Source organism: Azospira restricta (genome assembly GCF_016858125.1).
In the GTDB taxonomy this organism is placed as follows: domain Bacteria; phylum Pseudomonadota; class Gammaproteobacteria; order Burkholderiales; family Rhodocyclaceae; genus Proximibacter; species Proximibacter restrictus.
Genome location: NZ_CP064781.1, coordinates 3684300 through 3708768, shown reverse-complemented (window position 1 = coordinate 3708768; position 24469 = coordinate 3684300). Strand labels below are relative to the sequence as shown.

General features: G+C 71.0%; 24 protein-coding genes. 9 read left to right on the top strand and 15 right to left on the bottom strand.

Annotated features, from left to right (window positions below; all coding sequences use genetic code 11):
• Positions 1–13: 13 nt before the first annotated feature.
• The 3 genes from miaA to IWH25_RS17655 form a co-directional block, all read right to left on the bottom strand.
• Positions 14–970, bottom strand: coding sequence for a tRNA (adenosine(37)-N6)-dimethylallyltransferase MiaA (gene miaA, locus IWH25_RS17665; protein ID WP_203387069.1), 957 nt, complete (start codon positions 968–970; stop codon positions 14–16).
• Positions 967–2808, bottom strand: coding sequence for a DNA mismatch repair endonuclease MutL (mutL, locus tag IWH25_RS17660; protein WP_203387068.1), 1842 nt, complete (start codon positions 2806–2808; stop codon positions 967–969). The genes miaA and mutL overlap by 4 nt, the downstream gene beginning before the upstream one ends.
• A gap of 70 nt (positions 2809–2878) precedes the next feature.
• A complete protein-coding gene (locus IWH25_RS17655) occupies positions 2879–4510 on the bottom strand; it encodes a CorA family divalent cation transporter (protein WP_203387067.1) in 1632 nt (543 codons plus the stop codon).
• A 92-nt stretch (positions 4511–4602) separates the two neighbouring features.
• Here IWH25_RS17655 and IWH25_RS17650 point away from each other — a divergent pair, with 92 nt between their 5' ends.
• From IWH25_RS17650 to IWH25_RS17625, 6 genes are all read left to right on the top strand, one after another.
• Positions 4603–5250 carry a DedA family protein gene (locus IWH25_RS17650; protein ID WP_203387066.1) on the top strand — a complete coding sequence of 216 codons (648 nt, stop codon included), beginning with the start codon at positions 4603–4605 and terminating at the stop codon, positions 5248–5250.
• Between the two features lie 108 nt (positions 5251–5358).
• Positions 5359–6084: a hypothetical protein gene (locus IWH25_RS17645; protein WP_203387065.1), complete on the top strand. Its 726-nt coding sequence runs from the start codon at positions 5359–5361 to the stop codon at positions 6082–6084.
• A gap of 4 nt (positions 6085–6088) precedes the next feature.
• On the top strand, positions 6089–6727 hold the full coding sequence (gene purN / locus IWH25_RS17640) for a phosphoribosylglycinamide formyltransferase (protein WP_203387064.1): 639 nt from the start codon (positions 6089–6091) through the stop codon (positions 6725–6727).
• 3 nt (positions 6728–6730) lie between these two features.
• Entirely contained in the window at positions 6731–7771 is a 1041-nt protein-coding gene (locus IWH25_RS17635; protein WP_203387063.1) for a DUF3108 domain-containing protein, read from the top strand.
• 14 nt (positions 7772–7785) lie between these two features.
• A complete protein-coding gene (locus IWH25_RS17630; RefSeq protein ID WP_203387062.1) occupies positions 7786–9048 on the top strand; it encodes an RsmB/NOP family class I SAM-dependent RNA methyltransferase in 1263 nt (420 codons plus the stop codon).
• Complete coding sequence (locus IWH25_RS17625) at positions 9045–10331, top strand: mechanosensitive ion channel family protein (RefSeq protein ID WP_203387061.1); 1287 nt, start codon at positions 9045–9047, stop codon at positions 10329–10331. Before IWH25_RS17630 ends, IWH25_RS17625 begins: the two co-directional genes overlap by 4 nt.
• A gap of 101 nt (positions 10332–10432) precedes the next feature.
• Here IWH25_RS17625 and IWH25_RS17620 read toward each other — a convergent pair whose 3' ends face one another.
• From IWH25_RS17620 to IWH25_RS17600, 5 genes are all read right to left on the bottom strand, one after another.
• Positions 10433–10591, bottom strand: coding sequence for a hypothetical protein (locus IWH25_RS17620; protein WP_203387060.1), 159 nt, complete (start codon positions 10589–10591; stop codon positions 10433–10435).
• Between the two features lie 183 nt (positions 10592–10774).
• Positions 10775–12172, bottom strand: coding sequence for an ATP-binding protein (locus IWH25_RS17615; protein ID WP_203387059.1), 1398 nt, complete (start codon positions 12170–12172; stop codon positions 10775–10777).
• Complete coding sequence (locus IWH25_RS17610; RefSeq protein WP_275403825.1) at positions 12159–12869, bottom strand: winged helix-turn-helix domain-containing protein; 711 nt, start codon at positions 12867–12869, stop codon at positions 12159–12161. The genes IWH25_RS17615 and IWH25_RS17610 overlap by 14 nt, the downstream gene beginning before the upstream one ends.
• A gap of 57 nt (positions 12870–12926) precedes the next feature.
• Positions 12927–13175, bottom strand: coding sequence for a hypothetical protein (locus IWH25_RS17605; RefSeq protein ID WP_203387057.1), 249 nt, complete (start codon positions 13173–13175; stop codon positions 12927–12929).
• Positions 13172–15328: a putative bifunctional diguanylate cyclase/phosphodiesterase gene (locus IWH25_RS17600; RefSeq protein WP_203387056.1), complete on the bottom strand. Its 2157-nt coding sequence runs from the start codon at positions 15326–15328 to the stop codon at positions 13172–13174. The genes IWH25_RS17605 and IWH25_RS17600 overlap by 4 nt, the downstream gene beginning before the upstream one ends.
• 168 nt (positions 15329–15496) lie before the next feature.
• Here IWH25_RS17600 and IWH25_RS17595 point away from each other — a divergent pair, with 168 nt between their 5' ends.
• Complete coding sequence (locus IWH25_RS17595) at positions 15497–16660, top strand: DesA family fatty acid desaturase (RefSeq protein ID WP_203387055.1); 1164 nt, start codon at positions 15497–15499, stop codon at positions 16658–16660.
• A 6-nt stretch (positions 16661–16666) separates the two neighbouring features.
• Positions 16667–17173 carry a disulfide bond formation protein B gene (locus IWH25_RS17590; protein ID WP_203387054.1) on the top strand — a complete coding sequence of 169 codons (507 nt, stop codon included), beginning with the start codon at positions 16667–16669 and terminating at the stop codon, positions 17171–17173.
• A 66-nt stretch (positions 17174–17239) separates the two neighbouring features.
• Here the strand turns inward: IWH25_RS17590 and dut are convergent, their stop codons facing one another.
• The 3 genes from dut to coaBC are packed head-to-tail and all read right to left on the bottom strand — an operon-like array spanning position 17240 to position 19099.
• Complete coding sequence (dut, locus tag IWH25_RS17585) at positions 17240–17689, bottom strand: dUTP diphosphatase (protein WP_203387053.1); 450 nt, start codon at positions 17687–17689, stop codon at positions 17240–17242.
• 25 nt (positions 17690–17714) lie between these two features.
• The gene (locus IWH25_RS17580; protein ID WP_203387052.1) at positions 17715–17909 is read right to left on the bottom strand and encodes a hypothetical protein; all 195 of its coding nucleotides are present in this window, start codon (positions 17907–17909) and stop codon (positions 17715–17717) included.
• The gene (gene coaBC, locus IWH25_RS17575) at positions 17909–19099 is read right to left on the bottom strand and encodes a bifunctional phosphopantothenoylcysteine decarboxylase/phosphopantothenate--cysteine ligase CoaBC (RefSeq protein ID WP_203389301.1); all 1191 of its coding nucleotides are present in this window, start codon (positions 19097–19099) and stop codon (positions 17909–17911) included. The genes IWH25_RS17580 and coaBC overlap by 1 nt, the downstream gene beginning before the upstream one ends.
• Before the next feature lie 51 nt (positions 19100–19150).
• On the opposite strand from coaBC, the gene radC reads away from it, so the two are divergent.
• Entirely contained in the window at positions 19151–19828 is a 678-nt protein-coding gene (gene radC / locus IWH25_RS17570) for a RadC family protein (protein WP_203387051.1), read from the top strand.
• 21 nt (positions 19829–19849) lie between these two features.
• On the opposite strand, the gene cptA is transcribed toward radC, so the two are convergent.
• The 4 genes from cptA to IWH25_RS17550 all read right to left on the bottom strand — a co-directional run bounded on the left by cptA (position 19850) and on the right by IWH25_RS17550 (position 24452).
• Complete coding sequence (cptA, locus tag IWH25_RS17565) at positions 19850–21580, bottom strand: phosphoethanolamine transferase CptA (protein WP_203387050.1); 1731 nt, start codon at positions 21578–21580, stop codon at positions 19850–19852.
• A gap of 155 nt (positions 21581–21735) precedes the next feature.
• Entirely contained in the window at positions 21736–23127 is a 1392-nt protein-coding gene (locus tag IWH25_RS17560; protein WP_203387049.1) for an ATP-binding protein, read from the bottom strand.
• Positions 23127–23807: a response regulator gene (locus IWH25_RS17555; protein WP_203387048.1), complete on the bottom strand. Its 681-nt coding sequence runs from the start codon at positions 23805–23807 to the stop codon at positions 23127–23129. The genes IWH25_RS17560 and IWH25_RS17555 overlap by 1 nt, the downstream gene beginning before the upstream one ends.
• Positions 23808–24452 (bottom strand): tetratricopeptide repeat protein, encoded by a 645-nt coding sequence (locus tag IWH25_RS17550; RefSeq protein WP_203387047.1) that lies wholly within the window; start codon positions 24450–24452, stop codon positions 23808–23810.
• Positions 24453–24469: the final 17 nt, after the last annotated feature.

The following is a 24469-nucleotide window of genomic DNA, read 5'->3' as shown; positions in this document are numbered from 1 at the left end:
GCCGGGTGCGCGATTACGCGCGCGCGCCGAGCCAGCCGGCGACGCGGTCGACGAGCCGGCCGACGAGGTCGCCGGCGAGGCAGTCGAAGCGCTCGCAGTCGAGCGAGTTGGAAAGCCAGGTGATCTGGCGCTTGGCCAGCTGCCGCGTCGCGTAGATGCCGCGCTCGCGCAGCTCGCCGCGCGGGATCAGCCCGTCCTGCGCCTCCCACATCTGGCGGTAGCCGACGCAGCGCATCGACGGCAGCTCCGGGGTGAGCCGGTACTTGCTGCGCAGCCACGCAAGCTCGTCCTCCAGCCCGGCGGCGAGCATCGCGTCGAAGCGCTCGGCAATGCGCGCGTGCAGCACGGAGCGATTCGACGGCAGCAGGCCGAGCGACAGGAAGTGCCACGGCGGCGGGCCGTCGGCGGCGGCCTCGGCGAGCAGCGCCGACATCGGCCGGCCGGTCAAGCGCAGGATCTCGAGCGCGCGCTGCAGACGCTGCGAATCGTTCGGCGCGAGCCGCGCCGCCGTTTCCGGATCGTGCCGGGCGAGCTCGGCGTGCAGCGCCGGCCAGCCGCGGCGGGCGGCCTCGGCGTCGAGTTCGGCACGCAGCGCCGGGTCGGCCTGCGGCAGATCGGCGAGGCCGCTGAGCAGCGCCTTGTAGTAGAGCATCGTGCCGCCGACCAAGAGCGGCACCTTGCCGGCGGCGCGCGCGGCGTCCATCGCCGCCAGCGCCTCGCTGCGGAAGCGCGCGGCGGAGTAGCTTTCCTCCGGCGAGATCACGTCCACCAGGGCGTGCGGGTAGCGCGCCAGCGTGTCGCGGTCGGGCTTGGCGGTGCCGATGTCCATGTCGCGATAGACCAGCGCCGAGTCGACCGAGATCAGCGCGACCGGGAAACGGTCGGCCAGCGCCAGCGCGGCCGCGGTCTTGCCCGACGCGGTCGGGCCCAGCAGCAGGATCGCGGGGGGCAGCGGCGCGGCGGCGCTCATCGGCCGCGCAGGAAGAGCCGGTCGAGCTCGTCCATCGACAGCTGCACCCAGGTCGGCCGGCCGTGGTTGCACTGGTCGGCGCGCTCGGTCTCCTCCATCTGGCGCAAGAGCGCGTTCATTTCAGGCAGCGACAGCTGGCGGCGGGCGCGCACCGCACCGTGGCAGGCCATCGTCGCCAGCAGTTCGTTGCGGCGCGCGGTCATCAGCTGCGTCGCGCCGTGCTCGCGCAGCTCGGCGAGCAGCGCTTTCGCCAGCGCCGCCGGGTCGCCGGCCTGCAGCAGCGCCGGCACCGCGCGCACGGCGAGCTGCGCCGGGCCGACGACGGCGAGCTCGAAGCCGAGCGCGGCGAGCGCGTCGGCCTGTTCCTCGACCGCGGCGACCTCGAACGCGCTGGCGGCGAACACCGCCGGGATCAGCAGCGCCTGCGTCGCGATCGCGTGCGCGTCGACGGCGGTCTTCAGCTTCTCGTAGAGGATGCGCTCGTGCGCCGCATGCATGTCGACGACGACCAGGCCGGTGGCGTTCTGCGCGAGGATGTAGACGCCGTGCAGCTGCGCCAGCGCGTAGCCGAGCAGCGGCATGCCGGCCGGCGGCGGCTCGCTTGCAGTCGCGGTAGCGCTTGCCGCCGGCGCGAAGCGCGGCGCGTCGGCGAAGGTCTGCGCCGCCAACGGCCGCGCGGCGGCGATGAAGTCGGTGTAGGCGCGCACCGCCGGTTCGGCGGCGAGCAGCGAGGCCTGCCGCGGCGGCACGTAGATCGGTGCGGCCGGGGCGGGTGCCGCAGGTGTCGCCGGAGCCGCGTCGGGGACGGCCGCCAGGGGCCTGCCGGCGCTGCTCTCCGCGCCCGCCGCCAGCCCGCCGAGCGGCGCCGACAGCGCCTTGTTCACCGCGTGGTAGACGAACTGGTGGATCGCGCGCGAGTCGCGGAAGCGGACCTCGGTCTTCGCCGGGTGCACGTTCACGTCGACCGCCGCCGGGTCGAGTTCGAGAAACAGGCAGTAGGCCGGGTAGCGGCTGCCGTGCAGCATGTCCTGGTAGGCCTCGCGCAGCGCGTGGGCGAGCACCTTGTCGCGTACGAAGCGGCCGTTCACGTAGCAGTACTGGGCGTCGCCGCGGGCGCGGGCGTGCGCCGGCAGCGCGGCGATGCCGGACAGGCGCAGCGGGCCGGCCGCGGCCGCCACCTCGCGCGCGTCGGCGAGGAAGTCGTCGCCGAGGATCGCCGCCGCGCGGCGGCGCGCGTCGGCGCGCGGCAGCTGCAGCGAGACGCGGCCGTTGTGGGTGAGCGTGAAGGCGATGCCGGGGTGGGCGAGCGCGATGCGCTTCACCGCTTCCGCACAGTGCGCGAACTCGGTGCCCTCGGCCTTCAGGAACTTCCGCCGCGCCGGCGTGTTGTAGTAGAGGTCGCGCATCTCGACCACGGTGCCGGCGATCAGCGCTGCCGGTTCGGGCGCCGCGCCCGGCTCGCCGGCGAGCCGCCAGGCGTGCGGCGCACCGGCGGCGCGGCTGGTCAGCGTGATGCGGGCGACGGCGGCGATCGAGGCCAGCGCCTCGCCGCGGAAGCCCATCGTCGCCACCCGCTCGAGGTCCTCGAGCGAGGCGATCTTCGAGGTCGCGTGCCGGGTCGGCGCCAGCGCCAGCTGGTCGCGGTCGATGCCGCAGCCGTCGTCGGCGATGCGGATCAGCTTGACGCCGCCCTCTTCGAGCGCGATCTGCACCGCCGTCGCGCCGGCGTCGATCGCGTTTTCGAGCAGTTCCTTCAACACCGAGGCGGGGCGTTCGACCACCTCGCCGGCGGCGGTCTGGCTGATCAGGAGGTCGGGAAGTTGGCGGATGACGGGCATGGCCGGCCGGAGGAAGGCGAAGGCGGCATTATCCCGGATTGTGCCGTAGGGCGCGAGGTGATGGCGGCGTTCATCGCTTCCGGCGCACGAACAGTACGTCGGCGAAGGCGGCGGCCTTGGCGAAGACGCCGAGGCGCTCGTCGGAGAGCGTCTCGAGGAAGTCGGAGAGGCGCTTCGAGCGGGCGATGGCGAAGAACACCAGCCCCGTGAACACGACGGTGCCGATGATGAAATAGTGGATCTTCTCGGCCAGCGGCACGTCGGCGAGCGCCAGCAGGTTCATGCCGAAGAAGCTGGTGACGACGGTGGTGATCAGGCCGAAGACGGTGACCACGGTCAGCCGCACGACGGTGTTCGACTGCCGCCGCTGGCTGTCGCTGTCGAGGTACTGGCTCATGTCGCGGATCTGCTCCTTGACCTCGGCGAACAGCGCGTCGTTGCCGAGCTGGCCGGCGGCGCGGCGGAACAGCGACTGCACCTGGCCGCGCTCCGAGAGCTCGTGGAACCAGTAGCGGTGCGTGAAGCGGAGGAAGGTGGCGAATACCGCGCGGATGCGCCGCTTGAAGCGGCGTACCGAGTCGGCGTCGCCGATGTCGAGGTCGTTGATCGCGTCGACCAGGCGGTCGGAGAACACCAGCAGCGCCGCGCGGTGGAAATGGGCGATCAGGAAGAGCAGGAAGTACTGGTGGCGGAACTGTGCCAGCATGCCCCGCTCGCGGTCGCGGAAGTAGGCGTCGCCGGCCTCGCCGACCACCAGCAGCGCCGGCCCCGAGCACAGGAAGCGGGTGTTCGGCCCGGCGTCGCTGTCGGTCCAGTAGCGGTCGTCGCAGTAGTGGCGCTCGAACTCGACGATCGCCGGGTCGGTCCATGGCAGCGGGTCGCCGGGGCGGACGTGCGAGATCAGCGCGAGGCGGATGAAATCCTCGCGCGCCAGCGCGCGCGGGTCGTCGAGCGCCAGGTAGGCCATCACCGGCATGCGGTGGTATTCGATCAGGCGGTAGCGCAGCGCGCCCTCGTCGGCACTGTGGTCGAGCGCCAGCGGTCGCAGCAGCCAGGCCCAGTGCGCGGCGAGGCAGGGGGCGCGGTGGGCGCAGACGAAATGCAGGAACTTGTCGCGGGCGCCCGAATCCGAGACCGCCAGCACTTGGCCGTCGTGCCCGAGCAATTCGACGGCATGCAGGTTGTGCACGCCGTTGCCCTGTTCGTCCCAGCCCGACGGATAGGCGCGGCCGAAGCGGTAGAGCAGCTCCTCGACCGTCGACAGCGGCAGGTCGTCGGCGTGCAGCTCGATGTTCAGCAGCACGACGTCGAGGTCGCGGAAGAAGTAGAGGTCGACGTGGGCGACGGCGAGCGTCACCGGCGCCTCGCCCTCGCGCAGCACGGCGCGGATCGCGGCCAGGTCGTGTCGGCGCAGCACCTGCATCGGCGGGTCGCTCGGCGGATCGTCGGCGGCGCGACGCGGCGAGCGGCTCTCGCCGTAGAGGAAGCGCTGCACGTAGGGCAGGAAGGTGACGAATTCCTTGTAGTGCCGTTCCTTGAACTCGGCCGGGTCAGCGGTGAATTCGTCCTCGACGCGCCGCCATGGCGGGCAGTCGGCCAGCCGCAGCCATGGCTGCCGGCGATCGTCGCCGGCGACCTCCAACTGCAGCGGCCACAGCAGCGTGTGGCGGAAATGGCGGACGGTCTGCTCGGCGCGAGTCATGGGCGGAGTATAGCGGCTGCCGTCCGCCGGCGAACACCGCGTCGGATCGGGTAGAATGGCGGCCCTCCCCCGTGCCCCGCCCGCCGATCCCGATGGACCTGCTCCTCCAGTTCTTCGACATCCTGCTCCACCTCGACAAGTACCTCGCCACGCTGGTGCAGCAGTACGGGCCGTGGATCTACGCGATCCTGTTCTTCATCATCTTCGCCGAGACCGGCTTCGTGGTGACGCCCTTCCTGCCCGGCGATTCGCTGCTGTTCGTCGCCGGCGCGCTGGCCGCGCTCGGCGGCATGGACCTCGGCCTCCTGATGGCGACGCTGATCGTCGCGGCGGTGCTCGGCAACCAAGTCAATTACCATGTCGGCCGCTACCTCGGGCCGAAGGTCTTCCACTGGGAGAACTCGCGCCTGTTCAACAAGGCGGCGCTGCAGAAGACGCATGCGTTCTACGAGGTGCATGGTGGCAAGACGGTGGTGATCTCGCGCTTCCTGCCGCTGCTGCGCACCTTCGCGCCCTTCGTCGCCGGCATCGGCGCGATGGGCTATGCGCGCTTCACCGCCTTCAACGTCGGCGGCGCCGTGCTCTGGGTCGCCTCGCTGACGCTCGCCGGCTACTGGTTCGGCAACGTGCCGTGGATCAAGCAGAACCTGACCGTGGTCATCGTCGGCATCATCGTCGTCTCGCTGCTGCCGGTGGCCTACGGCTGGTGGCAGCACCGCAAGGGCGAAACCCCGGCCTGAGGCGACGAGCTTTCTCCCATCCCCGCTCCCGCGGACGGGGACGATCGCGGCCCGGCGCCGGCTGTCCCGCCCGTGGGGCGCTCCGGCGGGCGGGTGCTATCATGCGGCATGCATCGTCGTGCGCTGATCCTTCTGCCCCTGTTTCCGTTCGTCGCCGCCTGCGCGACGAAGATGGGCGCCGGCGGCAGGACGGAAACCGTGGTCGATGCGAAATACCTGGCGAAGACCGACGTCGACCGCATCATCGATACCGTCCGCGGCGAGGTGCTGGCGGGTCTCCGCCGCTTCGCCGAGAAGCTCTACCGGCGCAATCCGAAGGAGTGGAAGAAGAGCGGCCAGACCGGCATCGAGCCGGCCGTCGCCCGCCTCTTCGCGTCGCGCCGGCTCGACTTCCCCGAACTCGAAGGCAAGCGCGAGGGCGCCGCGGCGATGCTGGCGTTCCGCGAGGACTACGCCGGCGACCGCGTGCTGGCGCTGATGGCCGGGCTGCTGACGATGGTCCATGCGGCCTTCGACGACAAGGACGATTTCTACATCCTCGACGACCTGAACGAGCAGAAGCTCTACAATTGCGCCCGCAACCTGGAAATCGCGATGTGGAAGCTGGCCTCGGCGAAGTCGGTGAACGGCGAGCTGCTGCTGCTCTCCAACGAACTCGACCCGGCCAACCGCAACCTGTCGTTCGAGCGCGAGTTCGGCCGCATCGTCGGCCTCCTCGACCTGCTCGCGAAAGTGGTCGCCGACAAGCACGGCCGCGCGGTCTCCCGGCTCACCCAGAACATCGCCTCGGCCGTCTTCCTGCCGGTCGGGGCCATCACCGCCATCATCAGATAAGCCCATGAAGTCCATTGTCATCCTCATCTCCGGCCGCGGCAGCAACATGGAGGCGCTGCTCGCCGCCGTCGCCCGCGGCGAACTGCCGGTGCGCGTCGCCGCCGTGATCAGCAACCGGCCCGACGCCAGGGGGCTGGAAACCGCCGCCGCGCAGGGCGTGCCGACCGCCGTCGTCGACCACCAGGCCTACGCCGGGCGCGAGGCCTTCGATGCCGCGCTCGCCGCCTGCATCGACGGCTACGCGCCCGACCTGGTGGTGCTCGCCGGCTTCATGCGCATCCTCACCGAGGGTTTCGTGCGCCGCTACGAGGGCCGCCTGCTCAACATCCATCCGTCGCTGCTGCCGGCCTTCCCGGGCCTGCACACGCACCGGAAGGCGCTCGAGATGGGCGTGCGCATCCACGGCTGCACGGTGCATTTCGTCACCCCGGCGCTGGACCACGGCCCGGTCGTCGTGCAGGCGGCGGTGCCGGTGCTCGATGCCGACGACGAGGCGACATTGGCCGCGCGCGTGCTGCAGCAGGAGCACCTCGTCTATCCGCTGGCCGTGCGCTGGTTCGCCGAGGGGCGGCTCAGCCTCGACGGCGGGCGCGTGCGGCTTGCTGCCGAGCGACCGCAGCCGGCAGCGCTGATCTCGCCCTAGGTCATGCCCTTCGCCCTCGCCGCCGCGCTGCTGGCCTCGCTCGGGCTGCACGCGGCGGCGCTGTTGCTACCCGACGTCGAACCGGCGCCGACGCCGTCGCCGGAACCGGCGCCGCTGCAGGCCGAAATCGTGCTGCAGCCGCGTGTCGCCCCGGTCGCGGTCCCACCCGCGCCCGCCGCCAGGGCGGCGAAGCCGGCACGGCGCCCGGTGCGGCCGCCGTCGGCGCCGCCCGCGGTCGCGGCGACCGAGGTTGCGGCAACCGAGGTTGCGGCAACCGAGGCTGCGGCCGGAGTCGATGCCGTCGCCGACGCCGGCGCGGCCGCGGCCGCACCGCCGTCGTCCGAAGCGATGCCGTCGGCCGCCGAGCCGCCGGCCGCGGTCGAGCCGGCGGCGACGTCGCCGCAGCTGCCGGCGAGCGGCGAGATCCGCTATGTCGTCCATCGCGGCGACCCGCCGACGTTGATCGGCAGCGCCCGGCATCGCTGGCAGATGGCCGACGGCCGCTACCGCATCGAATCGGTGATGGAAACCACCGGCGTCGCCGCCTGGCTGCGCGCCGTCCGCGTCGAGACCGAAAGCAGCGGGGCGCTGGTCGCCGGCGGCCTGCAGCCGGAGCGCTATGTGTCGCGCCGCCTCGACCGCGAACGCGAGCGCGTCGAACAGGTCGATTTCGACCGCGAGGCCGGCCTCGTCCGCTTCGGCAAAGGCGCAACGGCGCCGCTGCCGGCCGGCGCCCAGGACCTGCTGTCGTTCAACTACCAGCTCGGCTGGCTGGCGCGCACCGGCGACCTGGCCATTGCCACCGGCCGCAAGCTCGGCACCTACCGCCTCGAGCTGCTCGGCAAGGAATGGGTGGAGACGCCGCGGCAGCCGATGTGGACGCTGCATTTCCGCGCCAGCGGCGAAACCACCACCGAAGTCTGGCTGGCGCCCGACAATTACCTGCTGCCGGTTAAAATCCGGCACATCGACAAGAAGGGCGAAAGCTTCGAGCAGCTGGCCGAGGACATCCGCCTCGACCCGCCGCCGGCCGCCGCCCCGTGAACAAGGCTGAACGTATGAAATTCACCCCCGCCCTCTTCGCCCACGCCGAGGCCGCGCTCGCCGCGCTGCTGCGTTTCGAGTACCCGGCCGACGCCGTGCTCTCGCACTATTTCCGCGAGCACCGGCAGCTCGGCCACGCCGACCGCGGCTTCGTCGCCGAAACCTGCTTCGCCGTGCTGCGCCGGCTGCGCAGCCTGTCGGCGCGCTGCGACGGCGACGCCAGCCCGCGCCGGCTGTTGCTCGCCGCGCTGTTCTGCCTGCGCGGCTGGAACCTGCGCGAACTGGCGCCGGTGACGCGCGAGGCCGAAACCGCCTGGCTGGCGGCAGCGAAGGCGGCGAAGGGCGAGGAGTGGCCGGCGGCGGTGCGCTGCGACCTGCCCGACTGGCTGTACGAACGCCTGCAGGCGCAGTTCGGCGCCGATACCGAGGCGCTGGCGATGGCGCTCAACCGGCCGGCGCCGCTCGACCTGCGCGTCAATCCGCTGCAGACGACGCGCGAGGCGGTGCTGGCGCGGCTCGCCGCCGACGACATCGCCGCCGAGGCCTGCGCGTATTCGCCGCTGGGCATCCGGCTGGAAGAGAAGCCGGCGCTCGCCAAGCATCCGCTGTTCGTCGCCGGCGACATCGAGGTGCAGGACGAGGGCAGCCAGCTGCTCGGCTTCCTGGTCGCGCCGAAGCGCGGCGAGATGGTCGCCGACTTCTGCGCCGGCGCCGGCGGCAAGACGCTGCTGCTCGGCGCGCTGATGCGCTCGAGCGGCCGCCTGTACGCCTTCGACGTCGCCGAGAAGCGGCTGGCCAACCTGAAGCCGCGGCTGGCGCGCTCCGGGCTCTCCAACGTGCATCCGGTACGCATCGAGTCGGAGAGCGATGCGAAGGTGAAGCGGCTCGCCGGCAAGCTCGACCGCGTGCTGGTCGACGCGCCGTGCTCGGGCCTCGGCACGCTGCGCCGCAACCCCGACCTGAAGTGGCGGCAGAGCCCGCAGAGCGTCGCCGAGCTGGTCGCCAAGCAGGGCGCCATCCTCGCCGCCGCGGCGCGGCTGGTGAAGCCGGGCGGGCGGCTGGTCTATGCCACCTGCAGCCTGCTCGCCGAGGAGAACGACGGCGTCGTGCAGGCCTTCCTCGCCGCCCATCCCGACTTCGTGCCGCTGCCGGCCGCGGAGATCCTGGCGAAGCAGGGCGTCGCCGGCATCGCGCCCGCCGCCGGCGAGGCGTTGCGCCTGTCGCCGCAGGCGCACGGCAGCGACGGCTTCTTTGCGCTGGCGATGGAGCGCCGATGATGGAGGCCGGGTTCCTGCACCTGCCGCAGCAGTTCCTGCGCGAGCTGCGCGATCCGTCGATCGTCTGGGAAGCGCTGGCGCTGGCCGTCTGCATCGGCATCGCCCTGTTGCTGCAGTGGCGCTTCCGCCGCCGCCCGCACGCCGGCGGCGAAGCGCGGACCGCCGGCGAGCTCGGGCTGCGCCGCATCGTCTTCCCGCTCTCGGCGCTGCTGCTGGTGCTGGTCACGCGCGCCGTGATGCGGCCGTACGCGCCGGTTGGCCTGCTCGACCTGGCGGTGCCGCTGTTCCTGTCGCTGGCGCTGGTGCGCGCGACCGTCTTCTCGCTCCGCTACGCCTTTCCCAGCGCGCGCTGGCTGGCCGCCTCGGAGCGGGTGATCGCCGGCAGCGTCTGGCTGTGCCTGGCGCTGTACCTGACCGGGCTGGCCGGGCCGGTGATCGCCGGGCTGGAGTCGGTCCAGTTCTCGCTCGGCAAGCAGAAGCTCGATCTCTGGCTGGTGCTCAACGGCGCGTTCACCGCGCTCAGCACGCTGTTCGTCGCGCTGTGGATCGCCGGCTGGCTGGAGCACCGGCTGCTGCGCTCGGAGAGTATCGATTCGAGCGTGCGCGTGGTGCTCGCCCGCGCCGGCAAGTCGGTGCTGGCGGTGGTCGCGCTGCTCGCCAGCCTGGCGCTGGTCGGCATCGACATCACCGCGCTCTCGGTGTTCGGCGGCGCCTTCGCGGTCGGCCTCGGCTTCGGGCTGAAGACGATCGCCTCGAACTATGTCGCCGGCTTCATGATCCTGCTCGACCGCTCGATCCGCATAGGCAACGTGATCGCGCTCGACGCCGCGACCACCGGCGAGGTGACGCAGATCACCACGCGCTACACGGTGGTGCGCACGCTGACCGGGACCGAGGTGATCGTCCCCAACGAATACCTGGTGACCAACATCATCCGCAACCAGACCTACACCGACAGCCAGGTCCGCCTCGCGGTGCGCGCCTCGGTCGCCTACGACAGCGACCTCGAGCGGGCGATGCAGCTGATGGTCGATGCCGCCGCCGCGCAGCCGCGCGTGCTCGCCGACCCGGCGCCGGGCGCGATCGTCGTCGCCTTCGGCGACAACGGCATCGAACTGGAACTGGGCTTCTGGATTCCCGATCCGGGCGAGGGCACCGGCGGCATCCGCTCTGACATCAGCCTGGCGATCTGGAAGGCGTTCCGCGCCGAGGGCATCGAGTTCCCGTTCCCGCAGCGCGAGGTGCGGCTGCTCAATGCCGCCGAGCTGGCGGGGGCGAAATAGGGAAAGGGAATCCGGAAAGAAAAAACCCGCGCCGGGGGATGGCGCGGGTGAAGTGACCCATCAGTCGGAGGGATGGGTCCAGGGGGAGGTAATCGGTACGTCTAGCGCTGGCAGCCCCGGTTCGTCACCGGGATCGGCTGCAGTGCCGGCAGGCCGAAGTCCAGCGGGCGGAACGCGTGGCAGTTGGCTGCGGCGCCGAACAGGTAGCGGCACGCCTGGGCGAGGAATTCGTCGCGGATCTTCTGGATTTCGTTGTTCATTTCTGTCTCCGTTCGGCTGCATCGGCTTGCGTCATGGATCGCATAGTAGGGCCTCCCCGGGGGGAAGTCTGTTGCGCTTGAGTAAGCGTTTTGTAACGCTTTGTTACGGCGGGAATGCCGCTGGCAAGCGGCCGGGGGCGGGCGGAAGCCGGCTACGACGGGGGCCGGCTCGGCGGGGGAGGGTTACTCGCGGGGCGCCCGGGCGGGCCACTCCAGCGTGAAGCGGGCGCCGCCGAGCGGCGACGCGTGGGCGGTGGCGGTGCCGCCGTGCAGTTCGAGCGCCAGCCGGGCGATTGCCAGGCCGAGGCCGTAACCGCCGGTGGTGCGGTCGCGCGAGCGGTCCAGCCGGGTGAAGGCGGTGAACACGCGTTCGCGCTCCTCCTCCGGGATGCCGATGCCGTCGTCGTCGACGTTGATGCGGATGCGTCCGTCGACGAGCTCGGCGCTGACCGCGATCCGCACCTGCGCGTACTTGATCGCGTTCCTGAGCAGGTTGCGCACGGCGAAGGGCATCGTCTTGCGGTCGAGGTCGACGCGCAGCGCGATCGGCAGCCGGCCGGTGTCCAGCGTCAGCACCAGCTTGCCGCCGAGCGGGCGGATGTCCTCGACCTGCTCTTCCAGCCAGGGGATGAACTCGGTGCCGACCAGGTGCAGCTCGGGCTGCTCGCGCTCGAAGCGGGCATAGGTCAGGCTGGAGTCGATCAGGTTGTCGAGCTCGTCGAGGTCCTCCTCCATCATCTGCCACAGGCGTTCGCGCTCGGCCGGCTCGTCGGTCTCGGCGAGCATCTCGAGCGCGAAGCGCAGGCGCGCGATCGGTGTGCGCAGTTCGTGCGAGATCGCGCTGGAGAGCTCCTTCTGCGTCGCGATCAGGCGCTGCACGCGCTCGGCCATCGCGTTCAGCGTCTCGGCGAGCAGCTCGAAGGCGGTGTTGCGGGCGGCCGGTGCGCGCGCGCCGAAGTCGCCCTCGCCGAGCGCGCGCGCGGTCTGCCGCAGCGCCTCCAGGTCGCGCCATACCGGGCGCAGCCAGAACCAGACGGCGACCGCGAGGAACAGCCCGATCAGCCCCCAGGTGAGCAGGCGGATGCGCATCTCGAGCGTGAAGAAGCGCCGGTTGTCCGGGTCGCGGTCCGGCGACAGCGGGCCGATGACGAGGATCTGCGCGGTGTTCTTCAGCCGGTGGTAGACGATCTCGCCGTCGGCGCTGACCGCCAGTTCGCCGGCGTCGAGCTTGATGCCCTGGCTGGCCGGCAGGCGGATCTCGTCGCGCTCGGCGATGCCGAGCTTGTAGTTGAAGCGCTCGCCGAGGGTCTTGATGCGCTTCGTCCATTCGCTGCGCCGCTGGCGGAAGAGGTCCTCCTCGATCATCGCCACCGTGCCCTGCATGAAGCGCCGCGTGTAGTCGTCGGAGATATCGCGCAGGGCCGTGCTGATGACGAAGTCGGCGACGATGGCGATGGCCACGAAGGAGCCCATCGTCAGCAGGTAGGCGTTGAAGAACAGCCGCGAGAACTGGTAGCGCCCGGCCGGCAGGCTGAAGCGGCGCTTCGGTGTCGCCGGGCCGGCGGGGTTACTGCCAGTCATGCCGCGAGAAGAGGTAGCCCTTGCCACGCACGGTCTTGATCCGCGTCGGGTTGTCCGGGTCGTCGTTGAGCTTCTTCCTGAGCCGCGAGATGCGCGCGTCGATCGAGCGGTCCAGCCCGTCGAAGCCGATGCCGCGCAGCTGCTGCAGCAGGTCGTCGCGCGACAGGATGCTGCCGGCGTGGCGGGCGAGCAGCCAGAGCAGGTCGAACTCGGCGGTGGTCAGGTCGATCGCTTCGCCCGCCAGTGTCGCGCTGCGCGTCTGCTGGCTGATGCGGAAGTTGCCGAAAGTCAGCGAATCGCCGCCGCCTTCCGCGCCTTCCTCGCCGGCCGCCGGCGCGGCACGGCGGAGCAGCGCCTTGATCCGGGCGAGCAGCACGCGCGGCGGCACCGGCTTGGTGATGTAGTCGTCGGCGCCGAGCTCGAGCCCGAGGATCTGGTCGATGTCCTCGTCGCGTGCGGTCAGCATCAGGATGATGCCGTCGTAGTGCGGGCGCACCGCGCGGCAGACGGCGAAGCCGTCCTGGCCGGGGAGCATGATGTCGAGCACGACGAGGTCGGGGCGGGCGGCGAGGATGCGCGTTTCGGCGGCGTCGCCGCGGGCCTCGATGTCCACGTCGAAGCCGTTCTTGCGCAGGTATTCGGCGGTCAGTTCGGCGAGGCGGTCGTCGTCCTCGACGAGAAGGATGCGGGTGTTCATGGCCGCCATGATAGCCGCTCGCCGGGGCCGCCGGAAAGCCGCGGCGCCCGCCGGCGCCTAGTCGGCGTTGCTGCCGGCGGCGGCGCGCCGGCGCCGGCGGTCGAGCGCCGGCGGCACGGCGACGGCGATGTCGACGATCAGGCCGACTTCGCCGGGCAGCGAGATGGCGATCGATTCGCCGGAAGTGCTGCGGCAGTGGTAGATGCTGCTCTCGCCGACCGCTTCCGAGGCGACGATCTCGACCTCGCGCAGGTGGCGCGCGAGGTCCTGCCGCGGCACGCGCCGCCAGCCGAGCTGGCGCTTCATGCCTCGCACTCCGCCGGCGGCATCGTCCGCCCGCTCTTCAGCAGCAGTGCGAACTCCTCGGCCGGCACCGCGCGGCTGAAGAGGAAGCCCTGGAAGTCGTCGCAGCCGTAGCGGCGCAGCAGTTCGAGCTGCGCCTCGTTCTCGACGCCCTCGGCGATCACGCGCAGGCCGAGGCTGTGCGCCATCGCGATCACCGCGTGCGCGATCGCCGCGTCGTCGGCCTCGCTGTCGATGTCGCGGACGAAGGAGCGGTCGATCTTCAGCGCGTCGATCGGGAAGCGTTTCAGGTAGGAGAGGCTGGAGTAGCCGGTGCCGAAATCGTCGAGCGCCAGGTCGACGCCGAGCTGCTTCAGCTCGCGCAGCATGGCGATCGCGTTGTCGACGTCGTGCATGACCATGCTCTCGGTCAGCTCGAGTTCGAGCGCGTCGCCGGCGAGGCCGGCTTCGTCGAGGACGCGGCCGACCAGCCGCGGCAGGTCGTCCTGGCGGAACTGGCGCGCCGAGATGTTGATCGCCGCGCGCAGCGGCGGCAGGCCGGCCTTGCGCCAGGCGGCGAGCTGCGCGCAGACGAGGCGCAGCACGCGCTCGCCGAGCGGGATGATCAGTCCGGTTTCCTCGGCCAGCGGGATGAACTCGGGCGGGTGGATCATGCCGATGCGCGGGTGGTTCCAGCGTGCCAGCGCCTCGGCGCCGATGATGCGGCCGCTCTCCAGCGACAGGATCGGCTGGTAGAAGACGGTGATCTCGTCGCGCTCCAGGGCGCGGCGCAGGTTGCCTTCCATGTCCAGCCGGTCGAGCGCCATGTGGTTCATTTCCGGCGCGTAGAAGCGGTAGTTGTTGCGGCCGTGCTCCTTGACCCGGTACATGGCGACGTCGGCGTTGCGCAAGAGGCTCTCGCCATGCTCGCCGTCGCGCGGGTAGAGCGCGATGCCGACCGAGGCGGTGACGAACACCTCCTTGCCCTCGACGACCAGCGGCTGCGCCAGCTGACGCGAAATCTTGGCGGCGATGCCGGCGACGTTGTCCGCATCGTCGACGTTGCCGGCGACGACGACGAACTCGTCGCCGCCGAGGCGGGCGACGGTGTCGGTGTCGCGCACCGAATGGCGGAGGCGGTCGGCGACCGCCTTCAGCAGGTTGTCGGCCGGCGCGTGGCCGAAGCCGTCGTTGATCAGCTTGAAGCGGTCGAGGTCGAGCAGCAGCACGCCGACCAGCTTGCCGGCGTGCTTCGCCTGCAGGATCGCCTGGTCGATGCGGTCGTGCAGCAGGTTGCGGTTGGCCAGCCCGGTCAGCACGTCGTGCGTCGCGTGGTATTCGAGCTGTTGCTCGTAGGCGATGCGCTCGCTGACGTCGTTGATGATGCTGACGAAGTGCGTCGTCATCTCCCCGCTCTCGTCGCGCACCGGCGCGATCGACAGCTCGTTCCAGAACATCTGGCCGTCCTTGCGGTAGTTGCGCAGCACGGTGTGTCCCTCGCGGCGCTCGCGCAGCGCCGCACGGATCTCGTTCAGCCCCTTCTGCGCCAGGTCGTCGCGGACCAGGAAGCGGCCGCTCTGGCCGACCACCTCGGCGGCGTTGTAGCCGGTGATGCGCTCGAACGCGGGATTGACATAGACGATCGGGTGGTCGAGCTGCGTCGAGGAGGTGATCATCACGCCGTTCGAGCTCGATTCCAGCGCCCGTGACAGCTGGCGCAATTGCTCGTCGAGCTGGCGCTGCGCGTTCTTCGCGCGGATCGCCTCGGCGCTGAAGGCGAGGTCGGCGGCGAGCGCCTGCAGCGCCTGTCGCTCGCCATCGCCGACGGGGCCGTCGCCGCGGGCGACGCGCAGCCTGCCGACTTCGCGGCCGGCGGCGGCGAGCGGCAGCGTCAGTGCCGGCGGGTCGAGGCGGTCGAGCTCGGACCAGACCAGCGGCGGCTGGTCGCCGGCGACGCGCAGCGCGCGTAGCGGGTCGCCGCGCGTCGGGTCGGCGAGCTGGATCGCGGCGATGCGATAGCCGCCGGTTTCGACCAGCGCATCGCAGATGCCATCGAGCAGCGAAGCGGTGTCGGCGGCGTGCGTGCGCCGCTGCGTGCAGGCGCCAAAGAGCGCCAGCAGGCGGGCCGTCTCGTTACCGGGGGGGCGCCCGGCAGCGGCCTTGGCCGTGCGAGTCAATTACGAGTCTCCTGGTGTGGTGGGGTTTTTTTTGCAGCGGCATGCTGCTTATTACTTTTGTAAGCGGTAGAGTGTAGCAAGAATGTTTCTCGTGTAACGTTGCGACGCAGCAATGCGATCCGCGTACCCGCGCCGTAGAATCGGCAACCCGATGCGAAAGGAACGACCATGACCGACGGCGTCTTCGACCTGCCCTGGTGGGGCTACGTGCTCGCCGCGCTGGCGTTGACGCACGTGACGATCGCCGCCGTCACCATCTTCCTGCACCGCCACCAGGCGCACCGCGCGCTCGAACTGGGGCCGCTGCCGTCGCACTTCTTCCGCTTCTGGCTGTGGCTGACCACCGGCATGATCACCCGCGAGTGGGCGGCGATCCACCGCAAGCACCACGCCCGCTGCGAGACCGCCGACGACCCGCACAGCCCGCAGGTGCTCGGCCTGCCGCGCGTGCTGTTCGGCGGCGTCTTCCTCTACGTGCGCGAGTCGCGCAACGCCGAGACGCTCGCCCGCTTCGGCCACGGCACGCCCGACGACTGGCTCGAGCGCAAGGTCTACACGCCGCTGCACAAGTACGGCATCGTCCTCATGCTGGCGATCGACGTGGCGCTGTTCGGCGTGCTGCCGGGGGCGCTGATCTGGGGCGTGCAGATGGTCTGGATCCCGTTCTGGGCGGCCGGCGTGATCAACGGCGTCGGCCACTTCTGGGGCTACCGCAACTTCGCCTGCGCCGACGCGGCGACCAACATCGTGCCCTGGGGCATCCTGATCGGCGGCGAGGAACTGCACAATAACCACCACGCCTTCGCCACCTCGGCACGGCTGTCGAACAAGTGGTACGAGTTCGACATCGGCTGGTGCTACATCCGCCTCCTGGAGATGCTCGGCATGGCGCGCGTGAAGCGGGTGGCGCCGGTCCTGCGCCTCGGCGCGCCGCGGCCGCAGGTCGACGGCGACACGCTGCAGGCGGTGATCACGCACCGCTACGACCTGCTCGCCAGCTACGCGCGCTCGCTGAAGGCGATGTACCGCGAAGAGCTGGCGAAGCTTGCCGACCGCCGCCGGTTCCGCGGGCTGAAGCGCTGCCTGGCGATGGACGGCAGCGCCGTGCCGGACGAACTGCGCGCGCGCTTCGACGCGCTGCTCACCGAGAGCGGCGCGCTGGCCACGGCCTACCGCATGCGCGGCGAGCTCGCCGCCGTCTGGGAGCGCTCGACCGCGACGCGCGAACAGCTGGTCGCCGAGCTGCAGGACTGGTGCCGTCGCGCCGAAGCCTCCGGCATCCGCCAACTCGAACAACTCTCGCTGCGCCTGCGCCGCTACGCCATTTCCTGATCTGACATGACCCTGCCGAAGACCCCGCGCGCCGCGTTTGCGCTGATCGCCCTTGCTTCCGCCGGCCTCGTTGCCGCCGGCCTCGTCATCGGCGAGCTGATGCGCCTCAACCCCTGCCCGCTGTGCATCTTCCAGCGCGTGCTCTACCTGCTGGTGGCGTTCTGGGCGCTGTGCGGCGTCGCCGCGCCCGGCGCGCGCAAGACCTGGGGGCTGCTGATCGCGCTGACCGCCGCCGGCGGCCTCGCCACCGCCGGCTACCAGACGTGGATGCAGCTCTACCCCGAACTCGCGGTGCAGTGCGGCTACGGCGAGATGAACCCGATCGAGAAGCTGGTCGACTGGCTGGGCATGCAGTGGCCGTTCATGTTCATGGCCACCGGCTTCTGCACCAGCAAGGAATCGATCCTCGGCCTGACGATGGCCAACTGGTCGATCCCGCTCTTCTTCACCTTCCTCGTCGCCGGGCTGTGGGTCGCCACCTCCCGGCGTTTCGTGCGCTACCGCTTCCGCTGAGCGTCAGCCCTCATCCGAGGGGGATTCTTCGTAATACGCGAAGCGTATTACCCGGGCGTCCCGCACTCAGGCGTGCCCGGTGCTGCCGAAGCCGCCGTCGCCGCGATCGCTGGCGACGAATTCGTCGACGATGTTGAACGCCACCTGCAGTACCGGCACGACCACCAGCTGTGCCAGCCGGTCGAGCGGGTTGAGCGTGAACGGCTCCTTGCCGCGGTTCCACGTCGACACCATGATCTCGCCCTGGTAGTCGGAATCGATCAGCCCGACCAGGTTGCCGAGCACGATGCCGTGCTTGTGGCCGAGCCCCGAGCGCGGCAGGATCATCGCCGCCAGACCGGGGTCGGCGAGGTGGATGGCGATGCCGGTGGGGACCAGCATGGTCTCGCCGGGGTGGATCTTCACCGGCGCCTCGATGCAGGCGCGCAGGTCGAGGCCGGCGGCGCCCGGCGTGGCGTAGTGCGGCGGCGTGTCGCGCAGGCGGGGGTCGAGGATGCGGACGTCGATTCGATGCATGGAGGTTTCCTGTCGGTGTCGGGAATCAGCGGTAGAGCCAGTGGAACAGCGCGAGCGCGAGCAGCGCGGCGACGGCGAGTCCGGCGCTGAAGCGCTTCGCCAGCACCGCCTTCGCCGCCTCCTCCGCCTGCCATTCGCGCACCAGGGCGCCCAGGCGGCGCAGCGCGGCGCGGCCGACGACGCGGCGCGTGCCGGCGCGGACGAGCTCGTCGTCGGTCATCAATCGCCCCGCAGCAGGCGCGCGATGTGGGCGACCAGCGCGCGCGCCAGTTCGCTCTTCGGGCCGGGCGGCAGCGGCGTCTGGCCGGCGTCGTCGAACAGCACCAGCGTGTTGTCCTCGCCGCCGAAGCCGTGCTCGATCAGGTTGCCGGCGATCAGCGGAATCTTCTTCTTCGCGCGCTTCTTCCGCGCGTAGTCGGCGAGGTTGCGGCTCTCGGCGGCGAAGCCGACGCACAGCGGCGGCTTCGGCAGCGCCGCGACCTCGGCCAGGATGTCCGGGTTCTCGACCAGCATGATCGCCGGCGGCGCGCCATCGTCCTTCTTGATCTTGTGTTCGGCAGCGGCCTGCGGCCGGTAGTCGGCGACTGCGGCGACGCCGACGAAGACGTCCTGCGCGGCGGCGCGCGCCATCACTTCGCGGTGCATGTCGAGTGCGCCGGTGACGTCGATCCGTGTCACGCCGCGCGGCGTCGGCTGGCTGACCGGGCCGCAGACCAGCGTCACTTCGGCGCCCGCTTCGCGCGCGGCGCGGGCGACGGCGAAGCCCATCTTGCCCGACGACAGGTTGGTGATGCCGCGCACCGGGTCGATCGCCTCGAAGGTCGGGCCGGCGGTGATCAGCACCTTCCTGCCGGCGAGCAGCTTCGGCTGCAGGAAGGCGACCAAATCCTCGACGATCTCCTCCGGCTCCAGCATGCGCCCGTCGCCGGTCTCGCCGCAGGCCTGATCGCCGCAACCGGGGCCGAGCAGCGTCACGCCGTCGGCGGCGAGCGTCGACACGTTGCGCCGCGTCGCCGGGTTCTCCCACATCTGCTTGTTCATCGCCGGCGCCGCCAGCAGCGGACAGTCGCGGGCGAGCACCATGGTCGTCAGCAGGTCGTCGGCGAGCCCGTGCGCGACCTTGGCGAGGAAGTCGGCCGACGCCGGCGCGACCAGGATCAGGTCGGCCTCGCGCGACAGGTCGATGTGCGCCATGTTGTTGGCGACGCGGCCGTCCCACTGGTCGGTGAACACCGTGCGCCCGGACAGCGCCTGGAAGGTCACCGGCGTCACGAAATGCGTCGCCCCCTCGGTCATCACCACCTGCACCGTGGCGCCGGCCTTGACCAGCAGCCGGGTCAGCTCGGCCGCCTTGTAGGCGGCGATGCCGCCAGTGATGCCGAGAACGATGTGCTTGCCCTGTAATTCCATGGTCATATCGGTAGAATGCGTCTCGACCAATTGTACGTGAGGGGGTGCGGCATGGCGATCACCGACTGGCCGGCGGACGAGCGTCCGCGCGAGCGCCTGCTGGCGCAGGGCGCCGGCGTGCTCTCCGACGCCGAGCTGCTGGCGATCTTCCTGCGCGTCGGCATGCGGGGCAAGAGCGCGGTCGACCTCGGGCGCGAGCTTATTGCCCGCTTCGGCAGCCTCAACCGGCTGTTCGCGGCGACGCAGGCCGAGTTCGCCGCGGTGCCCGGCATGGGCGCGGCCAAGTACGCGCAGCTGCAGGCGGTGCTGGAAATGGCGAAGCGCGCGCTCGGCGAACGGCTCGCCGCGCGCGAGCTGCTGACCTCGCCGCAGGCGGTGCGCGACTACCTGCGGCTGACGCTCGCCGGGCGGCCGCACGAAGTCTTCCTGGCGCTGTGGCTGGATGCGCAGAACCGGCTCATCGCCGGCGAGGAGCTGTTCCGCGGCACGCTGACGCAGACCTCGGTCTATCCGCGCGAGGTGGTCAAGCGCGCGCTCGCGCACAACGCGGCGGCGGTGATCCTCGCCCACAACCACCCGTCCGGCGTCGCCGAGCCGTCGGCGGCCGACGAGGCGCTGACGCGGGCGCTGAAGGACGCGCTGGCCCTCGTCGACGTGCGCCTGCTCGACCACTTCATCGTCGCCGGCACGGCGCCGCCGCTGTCGCTGGCGGAGCGCGGGCGGGTCTGATCGCCGCCTGCCGTCGCCCCCTCAGCGCCCGCGGCCGCCGCCCGCCAGCATCGGCCGCAGGTCGACGAGGCCCTTCGCCGAGCCGGGGGCGCCGACCCATAGCGGGCGCTCCTTGAAGCGCTCGTTCACCACGCTCTTCGTCGGGTCGTAGCCGTCGAACGACAGGCCGGCGAGGTCGGCCCAGGTGTGGATCAGGTGCGCGGTCTGGTAGAGGCGCCCGGTCTGGCCGGCGAAGCTGCGCGGATGCGCCGCCTGCCACTCGGGCGAGCGCCACAGCAGGAAGGGCACTGTGTACATCGCCGGCGTCGGGCTCGCCTCGTTGCGGCCGATGAAATCGTGCGGCGGCGTGTCGTAGACGTCCTCGCCGTGGTCGGCGAAGTAGAGCATCAACGATCTGCCGCCGGCGGCGGCGAGGCGCTCGACCAGGCTGGCGACGACGAAGTCGTTGTAGCGGACGGCGTTGTCGTAGTGGTTGATCATCGCCAGGTGCTTGTCGCCGACCCAGCCGGGGAGGCCGGAAGCGTCCTTGAAATGCTCGAACTCCGGCGGGTAGCGGTATTCGTAGCGCATGTGCGTGCCGAGCAGGTGGACGACGATGAACCTGCGCTCCGCCGCGTCGCCGAGGATGCGCGCGAAGGGGGTGAGGACGTTGCCGTCGAACTGGTAGGAATTCTGCGAGCGCGTGTGGTTGAGATAGACCTGCTCGTCGGTCTGCTCGGAGAAGTTGGTGAGCATCGTGTTGCGCTTGCTCAGGGTCTGCTGGTTGGTGATCCAGTAGGTCTTGTAGCCGGCCTGCTTCATCAGGTTCATCAGCGACGGCCGGCTCAGGTGCAGGTCCGGGTTCTCCTGGTCGGCGAAGGTCAGCGCCTGCTGCAGCGTCTCGATCGTGTACGGGCGCGAGGCGATGACGTTGTCGAAGGCGGTCAGCTGCCCGTGCAGCGCCTGCAGCTGCGGCGAGGTGTCGCGCGCGTAGCCGTAGAGGCCCATATGCTGGCGGTTGGTCGATTCGCCGATGACCAGCACCAGCGTCGCCGGCAGGCCGCCGTTGGCGTCGACGAGCTTCGCCAGCGGCGGCAGGCTTTTGTTCTTTTCGAGCAGCGATTGCATCTGCGCCAGCTGTTCCTCGTACCTGACCAGGCCGAAGGCGAACTGCCAGGGAACGGCCGGTTCCAGCCGGTTCATCACCGATTCGGCCCAGGCCTCCGAGAGCAGCGAGCGCTTGCGCGCGGTCTTCAGCGTCGCCGGCAGGAAGACGACCAGCAGCACCAGCGCGACGATCGCCCAGGCCTGCCGGCGCGGCATCGCCAGCGGCCGCAGGCCTCGCCACAGCCAGACGGCGCCGGCGGTGTAGGCGAGCGCCGCCGGCGGCATCCACCACGCGAAGTAGTTGCCGAGGTACTCGCCGGCCTCGGCCGGGTTCGATTCGAAGACGATGTACAGCGCGCTCTGCGAGAACTCCTGGCCGTAGATCGCGAAGTAGCCGAGGTTGACCAGCGAGCAGGCCCACAACACGGCGCCGACGAGGGCGGCGATGCGCCGGCCGTGCCGCGGCAGCAGCAGCAGCGGCACCAGCCACAGCGCGCTGACCAGCAGGCCCTGGCGGAACGGGAAGAAGCCGGTGGCGCCGCTGGCCAGCAGCAGGAGATGGCTGACGCCGGAGAAATACCAGAAGAACAGGTAGGCGCGGGCGAGCGCGCGCCAGTCGATGCGGTCTTCGGTGCGCGCGCGTCTTGCGGTCTGCGCCATGTCCATGTCGGGAGTCCTCGCGGTTTCGGGTCCGGCGGCGGTTCGCGCCGGAGGCAGTGCGCGTGGCTGGGCGCGACGGGAGTGCGGCGCGCTGCCGGCAGGCGAGGATTGTCGCTGCCGAGTCTGAAGCGAGTCTTAAGGCGGCGGGAGGGCGGAGGCGGTCAGTCGGAAGCGGGGGCGCTTGCGGCGCCGGGCCCCCAGCGCAGCGTCGCGACGAAGCCGCCGGCCTCGGCGTTCTCGACCTCCAGCCGGGCGCCGTGCAGTTCGGCGATGCGGCGGACGATCGCCAGCCCGAGGCCGCTGCCTTCGGCGCCGGCTTCGCGGCCGCGGTAGAAGCGTTCGACCAGTCGCGGCAGCTCCGCCGCCGGCACACCCGGGCCGTTGTCGGCGACGGCGACGCACGCCGCGCCGTGCTCGCAGCCGACGCGCACCTCGATGCGGCCGCCCTCCGGCGTATAGCGAACGGCGTTGTCGACCAGGTTGCGCAGCGCCACCGCGAGCAGGTCGCGGTCGCCGCTCACCGCCGCCGCGTCGGCGGCGAGCGTCAGCGTCTGCCCCTTCTCGTCGGCACCGGCGCGCGCCTCGTCGACCGCCGTCCGTGCCAGCCCGGCGAGGTCGACCGGCTGCGGGTCGGGCACGCGTTCGAGCGGGTCCAGCCGGGCCAGCCGCAGCAGCTGCTCGACCAGCCGCGTGGCGCGGTCGGCCCCGGCGATCACCTGCGCCAGCGCATGCCGGTGCTGGGCTGCGTCCCTGGTCGCCATCGCCACCTGCGCCTGCACCTTCAGCGCGGCGAGCGGCGTGCGCAGCTCGTGCGCGGCGTCGGCGGTGAAGCGGCGCTCGTTGTCGAGCGTCGCCGACAGGCGGCCGAGCAGCCGGTTGAGCGCCTTCGCCAGCGGCTGCGCTTCCAGCGGTGCGGCGGTCGGCGCCAGCGCCGCGAGGTTCTCCGGCGAGCGCGCGGCGACGTCGGCGGCGAGGTCGTCGAGCGGCTTCAGGCCGCGCCGCACCGAGAGGTAGATCAGCGCGATCATCAGCGGCAGCAGCAGCGCCAGCGGCAGCACGGTCTTGCGCGCGATCTCGAGCGCCTCCTTGTCGCGCGACTTGTTGGCGTGGGCGACCTGAACGCGGTAGGCGCCGTCCGCGGTTTCCAGCACCAGGCTGCGCCACGGCTGCCCGTCGTGTTCGATCTCGGCGTAGCCGAGGGCGGTGCCGACCGGCGTCGCCGGCGCGTTGGCGGACGCCAGCAGCGTCGTGCCGTCGCTGCGGACGATACGGTATTCGAGGACCAGTTCGCTGCGCCGGATCTTGGCACCGCGCAGCCCGTTCATGTTCGCCGGCAGGGCGGCGAGGCGGCCGGCGTCGGTGCGCGCCTGGGCGACGAGCAGGCGCGCGGTCTTCGCCATCTGCCCGTCCATCAGCTCCTGTACCTCGTGCCGCGCCTGGCGGTAGCTGAGCGCGGCGGCCAGGCTCCAGATCAGCAAGGTCGCCAGCGATACCCAGCGCAGCAGGCGCCAGCGCAGCGAACCCGGCGACCGGCCGTGCAGCAGGCCGGCCATCAGTCGTCCCCGCCGCGCGCGACGCGTTCGCCGAGCTGGTAGCCGAAGCCGCGCACGGTGCGGATGAAGTCGGCGCCGAGCTTCTTGCGCAGGTGGTGGACGTAGACCTCGACGGTGTTGCTTTCCTTTTCCTCGCCCCAGGCGTAGAGGCTTTCCTCGAGCTGGGCGCGGGTGCGCAGCTGGTTCTTGTGCGTCAGCAGGTCGTGCAGCAGCGCGTACTCGCGCGCCGACAGCGTCACCGGCTGGCCGTTCAGCGTCACCCGCTTGCTCGCCGGCTCCAGCGTCACGCCGGCATGTTCCAGCACCGGCGTCGGCGCACCGGCGGCGCGGCGGATCAGCGCGCGCAGCCGCGCCTGCAGTTCGCCGAGGTCGAAGGGCTTGGTCAAGTAGTCGTCGGCGCCGGCGTCGAGCCCGCCGATCTTGTCGGCATGCGTGTCGCGGGCGGTGAGGATCAGTACCGGCAGCGCGTTGCCGCGCGCGCGCGCCTCCTTGAGGACGGCGAGGCCATCCTTCTTCGGCAGGCCGAGGTCGAGCACGCAGGCGTCGTAGGCGTGGTCGGCGAGCGCCAGTCGTGCCGCCTCGCCGTCGCGCACCCAGTCGACGGCGTAGTCGGCAAGCTTCAGCCCGGCACGGATGCCGTCGCCGAGCAGGGCATCATCTTCGACGAGCAGGACCCGCAATTACTTCCCTTCCTTGTTCAGTTTGGCCAAGAGCGCCTGAATTTCCTGGCGGCGGCCGCTGTCGGCCAGTTCGCGCCCGGGGCGCGGCGGCGCCTTGAGCGCCGCTTCGAGGTGGCTGCGCGCCTCCGCGATGCGGTCGCGTTCGGCCAGATACTCGCCATAAAAGAAGTTCGGGTCAATACCGTTGGGATTGATCGCCAGCGACTTCTTGAAGTACTCCTCGGCGCGCTCCTTGTCGCCGAAGCCGATCGGCCAGCCGGGCACCTTCGCGTAGAGCGTGGCGAGGCTGGTGTAGGCCGAGCCGGCGAGCGCCTTGTCGTTCAGCTTCAACGCCTCGTCGAGGCGCTGGCGGGCTTCCTTGGCCAGCCCGAGCGCGCCGAGGCCGCCCTTGGCGCCGGCCTCGCTGGAGAGCACGATGCCTTCCCAGATCAGCGCCTCGGCGACGCCGGGGTTGGCTTCGACGATTTTCTTTGCCTGCGCGGCGAGTTTGCCGTAGCTCTCGGCTTGCTGCTTCTCAGGCTGCTTGTACTTGATCTCGGCCCATTGTTCCTGGATCGGGCGGATCAGCTCTTCCGGCGTCGTGGCGGCGGCGAGCGTGCTGGCGGCGAGGCCGAGCGCAAGGGCGAGCGTGCGGTGGATTTTCATCGGGGACTCCTTTCGTT

What these genes read in the sequence shown, in the direction of transcription:
- IWH25_RS17580 (WP_203387052.1), bottom strand. Translation starts at nt 17,909, where the DNA reads ATGACCGACGACGAGCTCGTCCGCGCCGGCACGCGCCGCGTCGTCGGC.
- miaA (WP_203387069.1), bottom strand. Translation starts at nt 970, where the DNA reads ATGAGCGCCGCCGCGCCGCTGCCCCCCGCGATCCTGCTGCTGGGCCCG.
- IWH25_RS17635 (WP_203387063.1), top strand. Translation starts at nt 6,731, where the DNA reads ATGCCCTTCGCCCTCGCCGCCGCGCTGCTGGCCTCGCTCGGGCTGCAC.
- coaBC (WP_203389301.1), bottom strand. Translation starts at nt 19,099, where the DNA reads ATGGAATTACAGGGCAAGCACATCGTTCTCGGCATCACTGGCGGCATC.
- IWH25_RS17630 (WP_203387062.1), top strand. Translation starts at nt 7,786, where the DNA reads ATGAAATTCACCCCCGCCCTCTTCGCCCACGCCGAGGCCGCGCTCGCC.
- IWH25_RS17620 (WP_203387060.1), bottom strand. Translation starts at nt 10,591, where the DNA reads ATGAACAACGAAATCCAGAAGATCCGCGACGAATTCCTCGCCCAGGCG.
- purN (WP_203387064.1), top strand. Translation starts at nt 6,089, where the DNA reads ATGAAGTCCATTGTCATCCTCATCTCCGGCCGCGGCAGCAACATGGAG.
- IWH25_RS17655 (WP_203387067.1), bottom strand. Translation starts at nt 4,510, where the DNA reads ATGACTCGCGCCGAGCAGACCGTCCGCCATTTCCGCCACACGCTGCTG.
- radC (WP_203387051.1), top strand. Translation starts at nt 19,151, where the DNA reads ATGGCGATCACCGACTGGCCGGCGGACGAGCGTCCGCGCGAGCGCCTG.
- IWH25_RS17605 (WP_203387057.1), bottom strand. Translation starts at nt 13,175, where the DNA reads ATGAAGCGCCAGCTCGGCTGGCGGCGCGTGCCGCGGCAGGACCTCGCG.
- IWH25_RS17550 (WP_203387047.1), bottom strand. Translation starts at nt 24,452, where the DNA reads ATGAAAATCCACCGCACGCTCGCCCTTGCGCTCGGCCTCGCCGCCAGC.
- IWH25_RS17590 (WP_203387054.1), top strand. Translation starts at nt 16,667, where the DNA reads ATGACCCTGCCGAAGACCCCGCGCGCCGCGTTTGCGCTGATCGCCCTT.
- IWH25_RS17625 (WP_203387061.1), top strand. Translation starts at nt 9,045, where the DNA reads ATGATGGAGGCCGGGTTCCTGCACCTGCCGCAGCAGTTCCTGCGCGAG.
- IWH25_RS17595 (WP_203387055.1), top strand. Translation starts at nt 15,497, where the DNA reads ATGACCGACGGCGTCTTCGACCTGCCCTGGTGGGGCTACGTGCTCGCC.
- cptA (WP_203387050.1), bottom strand. Translation starts at nt 21,580, where the DNA reads ATGGACATGGCGCAGACCGCAAGACGCGCGCGCACCGAAGACCGCATC.
- IWH25_RS17645 (WP_203387065.1), top strand. Translation starts at nt 5,359, where the DNA reads ATGCATCGTCGTGCGCTGATCCTTCTGCCCCTGTTTCCGTTCGTCGCC.
- mutL (WP_203387068.1), bottom strand. Translation starts at nt 2,808, where the DNA reads ATGCCCGTCATCCGCCAACTTCCCGACCTCCTGATCAGCCAGACCGCC.
- dut (WP_203387053.1), bottom strand. Translation starts at nt 17,689, where the DNA reads ATGCATCGAATCGACGTCCGCATCCTCGACCCCCGCCTGCGCGACACG.
- IWH25_RS17615 (WP_203387059.1), bottom strand. Translation starts at nt 12,172, where the DNA reads ATGACTGGCAGTAACCCCGCCGGCCCGGCGACACCGAAGCGCCGCTTC.
- IWH25_RS17650 (WP_203387066.1), top strand. Translation starts at nt 4,603, where the DNA reads ATGGACCTGCTCCTCCAGTTCTTCGACATCCTGCTCCACCTCGACAAG.
- IWH25_RS17610 (WP_275403825.1), bottom strand. Translation starts at nt 12,869, where the DNA reads ATGAACACCCGCATCCTTCTCGTCGAGGACGACGACCGCCTCGCCGAA.
- IWH25_RS17560 (WP_203387049.1), bottom strand. Translation starts at nt 23,127, where the DNA reads ATGGCCGGCCTGCTGCACGGCCGGTCGCCGGGTTCGCTGCGCTGGCGC.